This is a genomic window from Halorubrum tropicale (assembly GCF_001280455.1).
Lineage (GTDB): Archaea > Halobacteriota > Halobacteria > Halobacteriales > Haloferacaceae > Halorubrum > Halorubrum tropicale.
Genome location: NZ_LIST01000003.1, coordinates 281,089 through 294,828, shown reverse-complemented (window position 1 = coordinate 294,828; position 13,740 = coordinate 281,089). Strand labels below are relative to the sequence as shown.

Below are 13,740 nucleotides of genomic sequence, written 5' to 3'. Positions count from 1 at the left end.
GCACGCGGGGGCTTCGACCGTCCGCGGTCCGTCCCCGCGACCGCCCGATTTCGACGCCGCGAGAGCGAGCGATACGCTTTTAGGCACTCCTAAAGTATGTGGCTGCAACCGCGGGACGCCGGTCGGCCCGGCGCCCGCCCCTCACCGATGGCATCCACGGAACCAGTCGGCACGACGCGCTCGGTCGAGTCGGACGACGCGACGAGCGAGCGACCCCGCGACGACTCGGACGACCGGCGGTCGGCCGGCGACGACGCCGACCACGTCCTGTCGCTGTCGGACGTGACGAAGGCGTTCGGCCCGGAGACCGCGGTCGAGGACGTCTCGCTCGACGTCCGGTCGGGCGAGCTGCTGACGTTCCTCGGGCCGTCCGGGTGCGGGAAGACGACGACGCTGCGCACCATCGCGGGGCTCGAAGAGCCCACGGAGGGCCACATCACGCTCGGCGACGAGGTCGTCGCCGGTGACGGGTCGTTCGTCCCGCCGGAGCGGCGCGACGTGGGCATCGTCTTCCAGAACTTCGCGCTCTTCCCCCACCTCACCGTCCGCGAGAACATCGCGTTCGGGCTGTCGGACGCCGACGCCGCCGAGAGCGAAGCGCGCGTCGACGAGCTCTTGGAACTGGTCGAAATGACCGACCACGGCGAGAAGACGCCGGACCAGCTCTCGGGCGGGCAGAAGCAGCGCGTGGCGCTGGCCCGCTCGCTGGCCCCCGAGCCCGAGGTGCTCCTCTTAGACGAGCCGTTCTCGAACCTCGACGTGCGCCTCCGGGTGGAGATGCGCGAGGAGGTGCGCCGCATCCTGAAGGAGGCGGGCGTCACCGCCGTCTCGGTCACCCACGACCAGGAGGAGGCGCTCTCCATCTCCGACCGCGTCGCCGTGATGAACGACGGGCAGATCGAGCAGGTCGGCCGCCCCGAGTCCGTCTTCGAGCGCCCCGAGTCGAAGTTCGTCGCCTCCTTCCTCGGCCGGGCGTCGTTCCTCGAGGGCGAGCTCCGCGACGGGAAGGTCGACACCGGTATCGGCCGCTTCGACGCCGTCACGCTGGAGGGGTACGACACCGTCTACGACGGGGCGCCCGTCGACGTCTTGGTCCGCCCCGACGACCTCCGCGCGACGCCGGCGAGCCCCGAGCTCGCCGACGGCGTCGTCACCTCGCGGCAGTACGTCGGCCCCTCGTTCGTCTACCGGGTCGAGCTCGACTCCGGCGAGGCGGTCCACTGCCTCCACAACCACGTCGAGGAGTTCGACCTCGACGAGCCGGTCTCCCTAGAGCTCACCGCGGACCACCCGCTCGCCTGGTACCCGCGCTGAGCGCGCCGCCGCCGGCGATCTCGTGTCGGTAACTGTGCCCGAAGAGCGCCGGCGGCGCTCAGAAGGTGGCGAGGAACGGAACGGCGTACGCGATCAGCAGGCCGATCACGGTGACGGCCGCGCCGATACCGACCTCACGGGTCCCGAACTCCTGCATCGGAGCGGTCACGCGCGCGTCCGGGTCGGGCTCGTGTGAGTGGTCGTCCATGCCCGCGACTCCGGTCGGGGGATACATAAGCCCACCTGAAGCCGACGGCGTCGACCCGCCCGGAGCCGGGCGCACCCGCCGTCCCGGGCCGCCCCCCGTACGCGGTTTCTCGACGCGATATGTACCGCCCGTTCGGCCACGGAGGACGCTCTCGTGCCCCGATCAGCTCGGTAATATCGTCAGAAAAGAAACTTACATATGGTTCGTTGCGGGACGGCAATATACGGTCAACTGACACAACTATGACAACCGTCCTCACGCTAGCGTTCGTCGGCGTCATTCCGATCGCCGTCGCGTTCGTCCTGCTCGCCGGACTGCGGTGGTCGGCCGCCCGCGCGATGGGCGTCGGGTGGCTGCTCGCGGGCGGGATCGGACTGACGTACTGGGGCATGGAGCTCGACTGGCTGGTCGCGTCGGCCGTCTACGGCGCGCTCCAGGCGGTCGACATCATCCTCATCGTCTTCGGCGCCATCCTCCTGATGAACTACCTCGAGGGGAGCGGCGCCATCGCCACCATCCGCTGGTACTTCGGCCAGATCGAGGAGGACAGACGCATCCAGGTCCTGCTCATCGGCCTCGGCTTCATGACGATCATCGAGGGCGCGGCCGGGTTCGGCACCCCCGGCGCGCTCGCCGCGCCGCTTTTCATCGGGCTCGGCTTCCCGCCGCTTGCGGCCGCGGTGTTCGGCCTCTTCTTCAACGCGCCGAACCCGCCCTTCGGCGCGGCCGGGACCCCGGTCATCGGCGGCACCGGTGCCGTCATCGAGCCGGCGCTGTCGGGCTCGATGAGCGTCGGCGAGTTCCTCTCGATGGTCTCCGCGTGGTCCGGCGTCGTCACGGGGGTGACCTACGTGTTCTGGGGCCTGCTCGGCGTGTTCTTCCTGACGTACTGGTTCGGCGACGCCGACGGCGGGCGAAGCGTGGGCGGCGCCGTCCGCGACACGCTCCCCATCGCGCCGTTCGCGCTCCTGCTCGGCGCCGTCACGGGCGGGACGCAGCTGGCCATCGCGTGGGTCGTCGGCCCCGCGCTCCCCGACATCGCGGCCGGGTTCGTCGTCCTCGGCGTCGGGCTCCTGCTCGCGAACAACGACGTCCTCGTCCCCGACCGCGAGTGGGACTTCCCGAGCGACTCGCGGTGGAGCGACACCTGGCTCGGCGGGCTGGACCTCGACGAGATCTCCCGCGACCAGCCGAAAAAGGAGATGTCGGTGCTGCTCGCGTGGACGCCGTACCTGCTCGTCGCCCTCGCGCTCCTCGTCACGCGGTGGCCCGACCTCACCGTCGCCGGGACCGAGGTGCTCGCGTGGATCCAGAGCTTCTCCGTCAGCATCGACTCGATCCTCGGCACGGAGCTCGGCTACACGCTCCAGTACCTCTACCTCCCGGGGACGATGCCGTTCATCCCCATCGCCGTCCTCACGGGGCTCCTCCACAAGATGGACCTCGACGAGATGGGCGCCGCGTGGCGGCGCTCGGTCGAGCAGGTCGCGCCCGCCGCGCTCACGCTGATCATCGCGGTGTCGATGACGCAGGTGATGATCCAGTCGCAGACGAACACCGCGGACCTCCTCGGCATGATGGAGGCGCTCAGCCGCGCGCTCGCCATCGGCGCGGGCGGCCTGCTCCCGCTGATCTCGCCGTGGATCGGCGCCATCGGCTCGTTCATGACCGGGAGCAACACCTCCTCGAACATCCTCTTCAGCGTGCTCCAGTACAACGCCGCCGAGACGGTCGAGCTCTCGCGGACGGTCGTCGTCAGCCTCCAGAACGTCGGCGGCGGCCTCGGCAACATGGTCTCGGTGCTGAACGTCGCCGCGATCTGCGGCGTCGTCGGCATCACCGGCCGCGAGGGCGACCTGCTCCGCAAGGCCATCATCCCGATGGCCCTGTTCGCGCTGTTCGCCGGGCTGTTCGGGATGCTCCTGAGCTACGTCCTCGTCCCCGGGCTGTTCTGAGCCCGCGGCGGGTCGGTTCGGGGCCGATATTTTATATAACCGCTGACGCAATACACACGTATGTCTGAAACGGGTACAAACGCCCCCGACGTCGACGACCCCGAGACGACGACGATCAACGTGCGCGTCACCGAGCGCCAGCTGGCGGAGATCGACGCGGCTTGGAAGGAGGAGGGCTACACGTCGCGGAGCGAGTTCCTCCGGCACGCGATCCGGGACGCGACGGAGCATCCGGGCGCGTCACGCGATATGCTGGCGAGCATCGCCGCCGAGGAGTACGCGATGCGAAAGGGTGACAACGAGGCCGTCTCTCGCGACGAGGTCGTCGAAATGATCGATGACGAGGAGTGACGACTGGACGTGAGAGTTTTGACCGCCCTTGCTAGCGATATTTTATATTATTAGTTATTTTTAATGAGGATTTCTTATTAGTACTAAACGGTGGAATCCTACTTCGCTGACAGATACAATAAGTGATCGAGACGGTTGATTTGTCTTACTCCCCTCCAATAACGTCAGATAACTCAGAGGCGTTTCCGATTGTGGCCGCGTGAATAGTCAGCGTTCCACCTGCAGATTCGTTAGGCGAGTCTCCTGTCTCTATTTTCACATCGACCACGCACGACCCTGGTTGACTGATTCGTGGGATGTTGCTCGTTGAGCTGTAATCTTGAGCCATCAGCGACTGACCACCGGTTCCCTCAAAAGTCCCACTTTCCCCACTAGCTGTCAGCGTCACCGTGCCGTCGAAACCTTCTGCCTCAACCACGAAGTCAAGCTGACCAAACCCTCCAATATTAGATATACTGAAAACTTCCGAGAAATTGTACTCCGTGTTCGGGTTGAGGCCTATTCCATCAACCGAACCGATGATCTTGGAACCATCGAGTGCTTCATCATTAAAGAACAGTTCCAACTGTCCATCGCTTTCTTCGGCGTATCTGCTAGACCCTCCAGAAACACTGTTTCCTTCGGTGATCTCGATGAAACTCTCAGAGTCAGCAGAGATCTCAACCCTTGCGGTCCGCTCGGCACTAGCGGTTTCAAACGCTCCAGTACCAACTGCCGCCGCGCTTCCGCTTGCCAATGCACCCAGACCAACTACGAATTTGCGTCGTTCCATGGATTGTCTACCTCTGTTACCGCACACGACCCGACGGGAGCACGAGACATCCCGTGTCACCCCGGGTCGCTCTATTACACCTATAGGACGTATCCCATATCGTTATGAGCGACCGGAAGAACCACCGTCAAACCCTGAAGCACGTTCACAGCCACTCTGACACCGTTCAGGAACCTCCTTCGACTGCTCTTGACCAGCCAGAACCGGTCGTGTTAGCGCCCGCCTCGGCATCAGTGGGTCCCTGAAACAGTGTTGAGCCGACATCGAAGGAAACGAGGCCGGACGGACGCGACGCTCTTCGGCGTCGTACTCGAAGACGCCGCAGATACGATTGAGCCTCAGTCGTCGACGAACTGATTGTAAAAGGAAGCGTCCTGTAGGTCGACTGTCCCGTCCGTCGTCCCGCTGTAGTTGTCGCTGTTCCCGGACGCCGAAGTCTGCCCGCGGTCGAACACGCCAGTGACCCCCTTGACCTCGATCCCGACGATCCGCTTGCCGTTGTCGAGGCTGTCGTCGAAGTCCTTCAGTTTGAGTTTCTCGTCGGCCAAGACAGAGGCCTCACCGGTCTTTTTCACGTCCCCTCCGTCCTCGTAGTAGGCGCTCGCCGTGATTTCGGTGCTACTGTCGCCTCCAGCTGACGCGGTTCCCGGACTGTTGTCGCTCTGTTGCGTGTTGAGAACGACGCCTGAGTTCCCAGACCTGAACTCCACGCCAGAGACGGTAGCAGTCCCGCCGTCGTCGTCCGCTTCGATCCTGAGTTTGAACGCTCGCGTGTCCCCGAAAATACTCGCCGAGACACCCGTGTCCTCGGTACCGCGGACGCGGATCGTGATCTCGATATCGTACGGGCCTGGTTCTCCGTGTACGTCCGCCGTCACGTAGGCGTACTCTCCGGGACCGAACGCGTACTCGTCACGAACCGGCCCGCCGTCCTCGAAGGGCCCGCGACGGACCTCGCTGTCGCCCATCTGTTCGTACTCGTCGTCGGTCGACAGCTCGACTGCCAGGTCGCTGAACAGGTCCTTGTTGTCTGCGAAGTCGATACCCACGATACCGATCCCGGAATTTTTCGGGAACCGATTCGCGACTCTGAGGAGCGTGACTCGGTCGCCGTCCTCGACGGTGATCGACTTCTTCTCCCCGTCGTCGTCACTTAGCTCCTCGACTTCCGGGAGGGCTTTGTACCCCACGTACGCGTTCTCGTCCTCGACGACGGACACCTCCACGGAGCGGTCCGCGCTCGCGCTGGAGAAGGCGCCGGTGCCGGTGCTGAGCGCGGCCGACCCGGTTCCGCCGAGCAGGAGGATGAGGTTGCGTCGTTTCATGATGTGCGTGGGACCGCGACTCGCTTACTGGCTGACAACACGTGTCGCACACTTAAGGTTATGAGCCGTCGGAAGCGGGTATCGCACCGCTTGAATTCCCGTGACATTGGCCTGAACCCCGTTCTCGCCGCCGACCGCCGGTCATCGGCCGCCCGCGGTCGGCCCGCTCGCCGGTCGCTCACTCGCGGTTCACTTCGGGCGGCTCCTCGCCGCGGCCGACCTCCATCTCCGCGGTGTAGTACTTGTGCGCCAGCGCCGAGAACGCGAACGCGACGACGATCGCCAGCGTCCACGCCATCTCGGGGAGGACGGTGAACGGCCACACCCCGATCCACACCGCCGACACGAGCGCGGCGGCGACGCCGGAGAGCCCGAGGTAGTACTCGCTCCACGGTATCTCTCGGCCCTCCACGACGTCCAAGTACACGTCCACGTCCGTCAGCGCCGGCGTCGGCTCGACGACCCCGCGCGCCTTGTTGAACTCCACGACCCCCGCGTCGTCCATCTTCGGCAGGTGCGACTGCTGGAGGGCCGTGTACACTCGCTTCCGCTCGCTGCTGGATATCTCGGCGGTGTCGATCCCGTTCTCCCAGGCCGCGATCTGCTCGGCCATGTCGCCGATCTCGACGGCGTCGTCCGGTTCGCGCTTCAGTAGGTGGACCGCGAACCGCCGCCGCTGGTTGGCCAGTACGTCGAACAGATCGTCCTCGGAGATCTCCGCCGCCGGCTCTGCCCCTCCCGTCTCGATCTGCTGTGCCGACGCCATTAACGTCAGACAACTATGAACACGCCAACATAAAACTACGGGTTGTGATAACTCTACAACGTTTATCAGCGTTCACGATACTCCGTGCGAATACGGCTGAAACTCTTGTTTTGGGCGTCTTGAGTGGTTCTATGGCGCATTTCAACTGAAGGACAGCTTACTCGATCGCGTAAAACACACCGGGATTATCACATCCCGAACCACTTCCCGGAGCGGCGACGCCGGGGTCACGAGCCGCTCTCGGGTCGCTTGATCAACCCCTTCCGGACTTCAAGCACAGCATAACCAAGTCCCTTCGAGGGGAAGAGGCGATCAGCTATATGTCTACCGTCCGCCGGACCCTTCTCCTCGCCATCGTCGTCGCCGCCGCGGGAGGCCTCGCCTTCGCCACGGGAGCGGCGGTGGTCGACGGACCGGCGGACACGTTCGCGGAGGAGCGCCTCGCGGTCCAGCCCGTCGAGGGACCCAACGGCGCCTACGCGTACCTGAACGACGACGACGAGATCGTCGTCGATGTCTCGGGGTCGAACCCGAAGCTCCCGAGCGACTTCGAGGGCGTCAATCCGGGGACGCTCGCGTCGGCCGACGGCGTGTTCACGATCACCTACACGGCCGACGAGTACGCCCGGGTCTGGATCGAACACCCCGAGGAGAACGTCACCTTCGTCGCGGACGGCGAGTCGATCGAGGGCGCGTCGAACAACATCACGCTCGGCCCGGACGAGACCGTCGCCGTCGGCCTCGAGGTCGACGCGCGCGGCGCCGTCGCCGGCACGCAGCTGGGCGGCGACGACTTCGACATCCGCGCCGAGGTCGCCGACCCCGAGTCCGTCGACTCGCCCGACACCGCGGGCGACGGGGACGAGGCGGACGGGGGCGACGGCGCCAGCACCACGGTCAGCAGCCCCGTCCCGACCCGGAGACAGTTCCAGGGCTCGGACTTCCCTCGGGGCGAGTGGGTCACCTTCGACGCAGGCGCGATGGAGATCGTCGGCGGCGACGTGACGCTCGACCGCGTCCGGATCGAGAGCGCGAACGGCCGCGACGTCGCGTTCGAGACCGTCGGGCGACCGGAGCCGTTCGCGTCGGCCGGACCGATGAACGACTCTCGGGGGGCGGCGCCGGTCGGCTACTTCGAGTTCGACCACACCTTCACGGACGAGGACGTGTCCCGCGTCAGGTTCTCGGTGAGCGTCGACCGCGACTACCTCAACGAGACGGGCGCCGACCCCGACGACGTCTCGCTGTACCGCCGGTCCGCGTCGGCGCCCGACGGCTGGAAGCGGCTGGAGACGGAGCGCGTCGACCCGGCCGTCCGCCGCCTGCTGGACCTGCCCGAGGACCGGGTCCACCTCACGGCCCCGACAGACGACTTCTCGGTGTTCGCCGTGGCGACCGACCGGGCCCGCATCCGCGCGGCCGACGCCTCGCTCGACCGCGGGGCCGTCAGTGCGGGCGAATCGGTCGTCGTCCGCGCGACGGTCGCGAACGGGGGGCGGGCCGACGGCGCGCGCGACGTGACGCTCACGGCGGACGGCGAGCCGCTCGCGACGCAGCGGGTCGAGCTCGACCCCGGCGAGCGCACCGTCGTCGCGTTCGAACCGACCTTCGACGAGCCGGGCGAGTACGACGTCGCGGTCGACGGCGCCTCGGCGGGGACGCTCGCGGTCGGCGACCCGGCGAACGGCGACGGGGACGACACCGCCTCGGTGGGAGACGGGACCGACGACGCGGCGGCGACGACCGACCCGCCGACGGAGGAGCCGAGCGGGATCGACCCGTCGAACGTCGTCGGGCTCGCCGTGTTCGTCGCCATCGTCCTCACGGCCGTCGCGCTCGTCCGGCGGATGCCGCGGTCGTGACGCGCGCTCGCGGCCGGCTCCGCGCTCCTCGCGCGACCGCCGGGCGACAGTTATCACCGCTGGATCGCGGGACCACAGAGGTTAAGCGACCGTCACCGGAGGGAGACCCGTGAGCGACCTCTCGTCCGAGACGGACCGCTCGGTCCCCGGCCGCGGCGGCAGCGACGGCCCCGTCCGCGACCGCGACGCGGGCGCTCGCTCGGGCTACGCGGCGTTTGCCGACGAACTGGTCGCCCGCGCCCGCGTCGTCGACCTCCTCGCGCTCTGCGTCCCGCCGATCGCCCTCGCCGCCGTGTTTGCGCTCCCGCGGGCGACCCGGCGCTCGCTGGCGTTCGCGTACACGGACCCCACGCTCCTGTCGGCGTTCACGGCGCACTACGTCCACCTCGGCGCCGACCACCTGCTCGGGAACCTCGCCGGGTACGGGCTGCTCGCCGGGGTCGGCTACGCGCTCGCGGTCCTGGGCGGGCGCCGGCGGCTCTTCTTCACCGCGTTCGTCACCTACCTCGCCGCCCTCCCGTTCGCGCTGTCGGCGCTGAACCTCGCCGTCCCGCGGAACGCGATCGGGTTCGGCTTCTCCGGCGTCAACATGGCGCTCGCCGGGCTGCTCTCCATCCTGTGGTACTGTTACGCCCGCGAGCAGTTCGCGCCCGGGGCCTCCGTCGCCGCGCTGCCGGCGGTCTTCTTCGCGCTCGTGGGGTGGATCGCGCTCCTCGCGCTGCCGGTCTCGACCGAGGGGGTCGGGATCGCGGGGCTGTCGGTCGGCGTCGCGGGCCCGCTCCTCGCGCTGCTGTACGCGGCCAGCAGCGAGGTCCGGCTCCCGCGACCGCTCCGGGCGCACGCGAAGTCGGTCGCGGCGCGCCCGGGCTACGGCGACCTGCTCGCGGTCGGCGCGGTGATCGCCGTGGGGTACCCCGTCGTCGGCTTCCCGTCTGACCCCGCCGGCGGCGGCAGCGTCGTGAACCTCTACGTCCACCTCCTCGGGTTCTGCCTCGGCTTCATCGCCCCCTTCGCGCTGTTGGCCGCCGGCGTCTTCGACGAGTGACGCCGCCGTCGACCGCCCCGATTCGCCTCCACCCACGAACTTATTAGGGCACGCCGACGTTCAGCGATCGACGGCTACCTGACGATCGGGCGACAGGAATCGCCGCGCGGCGGCGGCCCCCCCGAGACCGTTCCCGGCCCGTCTCCGAGCCGAGTCCGACACCATGTCCATCAAACGAACGCTGTCCGTGGCCCTTCAGGCGGCCGCGGTGCTGGTCGTCGTTTCGCTCGTCGTCGGTCAGTTCCTCGGACAGCCGATCCTGCTCAGCTACGTCGAGACCGGGAGCATGCAGCCGACGCTCTCGCCCGGCGACGGGTTCGTCGCGATCCCGGCGCAGATCGCCGGCGGGATCGGGCCGGGCGACGTGGTGACGTTCGACGCCCAGGAGATCCAGGGCGGCGGGCTGACGACCCACCGCGTCGTCGAGGAGACCGAGCGGGGGTACATCACCCGCGGGGACAACAACCCCTTCACCGATCAGGACGGCGGCGAGCCGGTGGTCCAAGACGCGGACGTCGTCGCGAAGGCGCTCCAGGTCGGCGGGGGCGTCGTCGTGATCCCGCACCTCGGCACCGTCGCCATGGGCTTCCAGTCCGCGTTACAGTCCGTGCAGACGTGGCTCGCGGTGACGTTCGGCGTTCGGTCGTTCCAGGGGACGCAGGGGCTCGCGTACATCGTCTTCGGGCTGTCCATCATCGCGTACGCGGTCGACTGGTACCTCGACGCCGGCTCCCGCGACCGCGAGTCGCGCGACCGGTCGCGCGACGACGGCACCTCCGTGTTCGCGATCCTCGGCGTGCTGGCGCTGGTGCTGATGGCCACCGCGACGGCCGCGATGGTCGTCCCGGGCGGGACCCAGGAGTACGGCGTCGTGAGCGCCGAGTTCGAGTCCGAGAACCCGACCGTCATCGAGCGCGGCACGAGCCAGGAGATCGAGTACGTCGTCCCCAACGCCGGGCTCGTCCCGGTGTACGCGTACGTCACCCCGGCGAGCCCCGGCGTCGACGTCGAGCCGCAGCGCCTCGCCGTCGGCAGCCGCGGCGAGGCGTCGACGACGGTGACACTCTCGGCGCCCGACGAGACCGGTTACTACCGCCTGTTCGTCGTCGAACACCGCTACCTCGCGGTGCTGCCCTCGGGCGTCGTCGACGAGCTGTACGGCGTCCACCCCTGGGCGCCGCTCGTCGCGATCAACGGCCTGCTCGGCGGCGGCATCGTCGGGATCGGACTGCTGCTGCTGCGCGGCGAGCCCGCCCGGATCCGGTCGCGCGGCTCCCGCGAGCGCCCCCCGCTGTACAAGCGACTCCTCCGCGAGCTCTACAGGTAACACATGTCTTCAGCGCCCGACGAACGTCGACTCCGACTCCGCGCCGTACTGAACGCACAGTCCACCGCGATCCTCGCGGTCTGTCTCCTCCTCGTCGCGGTCGGGGCGGGGCTCGTGTACACGACGCACGTCGACCCCGAGACGGAGACGGAGCAGCGGACGGTCTCGTCGCTCACCGTCGAGAGCGAGTACCGCCACAGCGCGACGGTGACGGAGCCGAACGCCGTCTTCGAGACCGGGCGCGTGCTCGACGGGCGCGACACGTACTTCACGCGGGTGGCGCCGGAGCTCGACGTGAGCGTGGCGACGAGCTACCGCACGTCGACCGCGGAGAACGTGACCGTCCAGGTCGACTCCGCGCTCGTGATCCGCAACGTCGGCGAGGAGGGGACCGTCTACTGGCGCGAAACGGAGCCGATCGCGTCGGAGACGGCCTCGGGCGTCGCGCCCGGCGAGACCGTGAACGCCTCCTTTACGCTCAACAGCACGGCGATAGACGGCCGCGTGGCCGCGATCGAAGAGCAGCTCGGCGCCTCGCCGGGCGAGACGGAGACGTTCGTCACGACCGAGGTCGCGGTCGACGGGTCGATCGGGGGCGTACCGACGGCCTCGACGCAGACACTCGACATGACGGTCACCCACGGTGGCGACACCTACTCGGTCTCCGAGCCCGGCGTCCAGTCCGACACGACCGAGCGGACCGAGCCGGAGACCGTCGACCGGGAGTACGGCGCGCTCCGGTCGTTCGGCGGCCCCCTCCTCCTGCTCGTCGGCCTCGCGGGCGCCGGCGGCGTCACCTACGCGAGACGGGAGTACGACCTCGCGCTCACCGAGGCGGAGCGCGCGTACCTCTCGTACCGCGACGACCGCTCGGAGTTCGCGGAGTGGATCACGACGTTCCGGCTCCCCGCGTCGGTCCACGAGCGTCCGACCGCCGAGGCCGGGTCGCTGCGCGACCTCGTCGACTTCGCGATCGACAACGACACCGGCGTCGTCGAGGACCCCGAGACCGGCGCCTTCCACGCGGTCGCCGGCGAGTTCGTCTACACCTACCGCCCGCCCGCGCCGGCGACGGGCGACGGCCCCGCCGACGGCGAGGCGGTCGCCGGCCCCGCCCCGGGAGCGACGGCCGCGGTCAGTCCGGACTCGGCCGCGACCGCCTCGACTCCGGCCGAGGACGGCGACTCGCCGGACGCCGACCTCGACGCCGCCGACCTCGACGGTTCCACCGCCGACGCGACGGGGTCCGACGGGGGGGACGAGCGGGATTGACCTCCTGGCCGCACTCGCCGTCACCGACCGCGATTCAGCCGTTTTCGTCCGCGTTCGCCTCGTCGTCGCGCCAGGAGTGTTCCGGCTCCCACCCGAGCAGCCGCTCGGCCTTCGTACAGTCGAAGACGGACTCGTCGCCGTCGAGGTCGCAGTCGGCGGGGAGGGTGCCGCGGACCGCCTCGATCGTCGCGGCGGTGTCGCGGCCGAGGAAGTTCTCCGCGGCGACGATCAGCACCGCCTCGTGGCCCTCGATATCGGTCTCTGGGTCGATCGCGGCCTCGATCGCCGAGACCGCGTCCCGCACGTCGACGTACGACCAGCAGTTGCCGCTCGGGTCGGCGGTCGCGGGGTCGAACGTCTCCCGGGCCTCGCGGCGCCGCTCGTCGCCCGGGTAGGTCACCCACGAGAGGCGCAGCGAGACGACGGGGACGCCGTGGCGGCGGGCGGCCGCGGCCGCGACCTCCTCGCCGACGACCTTCGAGAGGCCGTACGGGTCCTCCGGCTCGGTCGGCGTCGCCTCGTCGATCGGGAGGCGGTCGGGGAGCCAGTCCTCGTCGGCGAAGACGGTGCCGTAGAGGCTCTCGCTCGACGCCCACGCGATCCGGGCGCCCGCGGCGCCGGCCGCGTCGAAGACGTTGTACGCGCTCTCGACGTTGTTCGCGAACACCCGCGAGCCGGCGTGGTCCTCGGGGTGCGGGATCGCGGCGAGGTGGACGACCGCGTCGGGCGCGGCCGCCCCGATCACCTGTCGCGTCTCCCCGTAGTCGGTGAGGTCCGCCGCCGCGTAGTCGACGCCGTCGCGGCGCTCGTCGCTCAGGGGCGTCCGCCGGTCGACGGCGACGACCTCGCGGCCCGCGTCGGCGAGCGCGTCGACCGTGCGCGCGCCGACGCCGCCGGCGCTTCCCGTGACCAGTACGGTGTCCATGTCACCGCGAGCGCGACTCCGGGACATAGGTGCGGCGATCCCGGGACGCTCGGTCGCGCCGGTCGCACCGGTCCCGCCGGGCGCAAGGGCTATGTTCGCGGTGTGCGTGTGTGGCTCATGGCAACGAGTAGCAACGGCACGATCGCGCTCGGGCTCGGACTCGGCCACGCGCTCGGCGCCGGCACCGGACTCGCGGTGGGCGCGACGACCGGCGACCTCGCCTTCTGGACGGGGCTCGGCATCGGTCTCGGGGCGGCGTTCGGCACCGCCGTCGGCGTCGCGGCCGCCCGCGAGCGCCCCTCGGCGGGCGCCGAGCCGACCGACCGGTCCGGCTCCGTCTGAGCGGGCCGCCGAGGCGGGCGCCGACGCTCCGCGGGCTCGACGCCGTCGCCTACGCCGATGCCTCGTAGCCGGCGTCCTCGATGGCGGCCACGACGGCGTCGACGTCCACGTCGCCCTCGACGGTCGCGGTCCCCGCCTCGTGGTCGGCGCTCGCGGACTCGACGCCCGGCAGCTCACCGAGCGCGTCGGTCACGTTGTCCTCGCAGCCGGTACACGACATGCCGTCGACGTTTACCGTCGTCATGTCCGGGCGTAGCCGCCGCGGACACAACTGCC

At 69.0% G+C, this 13,740-nt stretch carries 14 protein-coding genes; 8 read left to right on the top strand and 6 right to left on the bottom strand.

Features of this window, described 5'->3' with window-relative positions; genetic code table 11:
* Window positions 1–147 precede the first annotated feature (147 nt).
* Entirely contained in the window at window positions 148–1,314 is a 1,167-nt protein-coding gene (locus AMR74_RS09250) for an ABC transporter ATP-binding protein (RefSeq protein ID WP_053771783.1), read from the top strand.
* Between the two features lie 58 nt (window positions 1,315–1,372).
* On the opposite strand, the gene AMR74_RS19090 is transcribed toward AMR74_RS09250, so the two are convergent.
* The gene (locus AMR74_RS19090; RefSeq protein ID WP_167551902.1) at window positions 1,373–1,522 is read right to left on the bottom strand and encodes a DUF7550 family protein; all 150 of its coding nucleotides are present in this window, start codon (window positions 1,520–1,522) and stop codon (window positions 1,373–1,375) included.
* A 242-nt stretch (window positions 1,523–1,764) separates the two neighbouring features.
* On the opposite strand from AMR74_RS19090, the gene AMR74_RS09245 reads away from it, so the two are divergent.
* Together AMR74_RS09245 and AMR74_RS09240 are read left to right on the top strand one after the other, a co-directional pair.
* The gene (locus AMR74_RS09245) at window positions 1,765–3,477 is read left to right on the top strand and encodes an L-lactate permease (protein WP_053771782.1); all 1,713 of its coding nucleotides are present in this window, start codon (window positions 1,765–1,767) and stop codon (window positions 3,475–3,477) included.
* A gap of 60 nt (window positions 3,478–3,537) precedes the next feature.
* On the top strand, window positions 3,538–3,828 hold the full coding sequence (locus tag AMR74_RS09240; RefSeq protein ID WP_053771781.1) for a ribbon-helix-helix domain-containing protein: 291 nt from the start codon (window positions 3,538–3,540) through the stop codon (window positions 3,826–3,828).
* 145 nt (window positions 3,829–3,973) lie between these two features.
* Here the strand turns inward: AMR74_RS09240 and AMR74_RS19540 are convergent, their stop codons facing one another.
* The 3 genes from AMR74_RS19540 to AMR74_RS09230 all read right to left on the bottom strand — a co-directional run bounded on the left by AMR74_RS19540 (window position 3,974) and on the right by AMR74_RS09230 (window position 6,691).
* Window positions 3,974–4,600, bottom strand: coding sequence for a hypothetical protein (locus AMR74_RS19540; protein WP_240471141.1), 627 nt, complete (start codon window positions 4,598–4,600; stop codon window positions 3,974–3,976).
* Between the two features lie 338 nt (window positions 4,601–4,938).
* The gene (locus tag AMR74_RS09235) at window positions 4,939–5,925 is read right to left on the bottom strand and encodes a hypothetical protein (RefSeq protein WP_053771780.1); all 987 of its coding nucleotides are present in this window, start codon (window positions 5,923–5,925) and stop codon (window positions 4,939–4,941) included.
* A gap of 178 nt (window positions 5,926–6,103) precedes the next feature.
* The gene (locus tag AMR74_RS09230) at window positions 6,104–6,691 is read right to left on the bottom strand and encodes a DUF7344 domain-containing protein (RefSeq protein WP_053771779.1); all 588 of its coding nucleotides are present in this window, start codon (window positions 6,689–6,691) and stop codon (window positions 6,104–6,106) included.
* Window positions 6,692–7,011: 320 nt separating this feature from the next.
* On the opposite strand from AMR74_RS09230, the gene AMR74_RS09225 reads away from it, so the two are divergent.
* The 4 genes from AMR74_RS09225 (at window position 7,012) to AMR74_RS09210 (ending at window position 12,197) form a co-directional block, all read left to right on the top strand.
* Window positions 7,012–8,553 (top strand): CARDB domain-containing protein, encoded by a 1,542-nt coding sequence (locus AMR74_RS09225; protein ID WP_053771778.1) that lies wholly within the window; start codon window positions 7,012–7,014, stop codon window positions 8,551–8,553.
* A 109-nt stretch (window positions 8,554–8,662) separates the two neighbouring features.
* Complete coding sequence (locus AMR74_RS09220) at window positions 8,663–9,598, top strand: hypothetical protein (RefSeq protein WP_053771777.1); 936 nt, start codon at window positions 8,663–8,665, stop codon at window positions 9,596–9,598.
* Window positions 9,599–9,761: 163 nt separating this feature from the next.
* Window positions 9,762–10,925, top strand: a complete 1,164-nt coding sequence (locus AMR74_RS09215; protein ID WP_053771776.1) for a signal peptidase I — start codon at window positions 9,762–9,764, stop codon at window positions 10,923–10,925.
* A 3-nt stretch (window positions 10,926–10,928) separates the two neighbouring features.
* On the top strand, window positions 10,929–12,197 hold the full coding sequence (locus tag AMR74_RS09210) for a DUF5305 domain-containing protein (protein WP_053771775.1): 1,269 nt from the start codon (window positions 10,929–10,931) through the stop codon (window positions 12,195–12,197).
* A gap of 34 nt (window positions 12,198–12,231) precedes the next feature.
* Here AMR74_RS09210 and AMR74_RS09205 read toward each other — a convergent pair whose 3' ends face one another.
* Window positions 12,232–13,122, bottom strand: coding sequence for an NAD-dependent epimerase/dehydratase family protein (locus AMR74_RS09205; protein WP_053771774.1), 891 nt, complete (start codon window positions 13,120–13,122; stop codon window positions 12,232–12,234).
* 117 nt (window positions 13,123–13,239) lie between these two features.
* Here AMR74_RS09205 and AMR74_RS09200 point away from each other — a divergent pair, with 117 nt between their 5' ends.
* Complete coding sequence (locus AMR74_RS09200) at window positions 13,240–13,464, top strand: hypothetical protein (RefSeq protein WP_053771773.1); 225 nt, start codon at window positions 13,240–13,242, stop codon at window positions 13,462–13,464.
* A 49-nt stretch (window positions 13,465–13,513) separates the two neighbouring features.
* On the opposite strand, the gene AMR74_RS09195 is transcribed toward AMR74_RS09200, so the two are convergent.
* On the bottom strand, window positions 13,514–13,708 hold the full coding sequence (locus AMR74_RS09195; RefSeq protein ID WP_053771772.1) for a heavy-metal-associated domain-containing protein: 195 nt from the start codon (window positions 13,706–13,708) through the stop codon (window positions 13,514–13,516).
* Window positions 13,709–13,740: the final 32 nt, after the last annotated feature.

Excerpts from the sequence above, each read along its gene's own strand:
- AMR74_RS09250 (WP_053771783.1), top strand. The coding sequence starts at position 148 with ATGGCATCCACGGAACCAGTCGGCACGACGCGCTCGGTCGAGTCGGAC.
- AMR74_RS19090 (WP_167551902.1), bottom strand. The coding sequence starts at position 1,522 with ATGGACGACCACTCACACGAGCCCGACCCGGACGCGCGCGTGACCGCT.
- AMR74_RS09245 (WP_053771782.1), top strand. The coding sequence starts at position 1,765 with ATGACAACCGTCCTCACGCTAGCGTTCGTCGGCGTCATTCCGATCGCC.
- AMR74_RS09240 (WP_053771781.1), top strand. The coding sequence starts at position 3,538 with ATGTCTGAAACGGGTACAAACGCCCCCGACGTCGACGACCCCGAGACG.
- AMR74_RS19540 (WP_240471141.1), bottom strand. The coding sequence starts at position 4,600 with ATGGAACGACGCAAATTCGTAGTTGGTCTGGGTGCATTGGCAAGCGGA.
- AMR74_RS09235 (WP_053771780.1), bottom strand. The coding sequence starts at position 5,925 with ATGAAACGACGCAACCTCATCCTCCTGCTCGGCGGAACCGGGTCGGCC.
- AMR74_RS09230 (WP_053771779.1), bottom strand. The coding sequence starts at position 6,691 with ATGGCGTCGGCACAGCAGATCGAGACGGGAGGGGCAGAGCCGGCGGCG.
- AMR74_RS09225 (WP_053771778.1), top strand. The coding sequence starts at position 7,012 with ATGTCTACCGTCCGCCGGACCCTTCTCCTCGCCATCGTCGTCGCCGCC.
- AMR74_RS09215 (WP_053771776.1), top strand. The coding sequence starts at position 9,762 with ATGTCCATCAAACGAACGCTGTCCGTGGCCCTTCAGGCGGCCGCGGTG.
- AMR74_RS09210 (WP_053771775.1), top strand. The coding sequence starts at position 10,929 with ATGTCTTCAGCGCCCGACGAACGTCGACTCCGACTCCGCGCCGTACTG.
- AMR74_RS09205 (WP_053771774.1), bottom strand. The coding sequence starts at position 13,122 with ATGGACACCGTACTGGTCACGGGAAGCGCCGGCGGCGTCGGCGCGCGC.
- AMR74_RS09200 (WP_053771773.1), top strand. The coding sequence starts at position 13,240 with ATGGCAACGAGTAGCAACGGCACGATCGCGCTCGGGCTCGGACTCGGC.
- AMR74_RS09195 (WP_053771772.1), bottom strand. The coding sequence starts at position 13,708 with ATGACGACGGTAAACGTCGACGGCATGTCGTGTACCGGCTGCGAGGAC.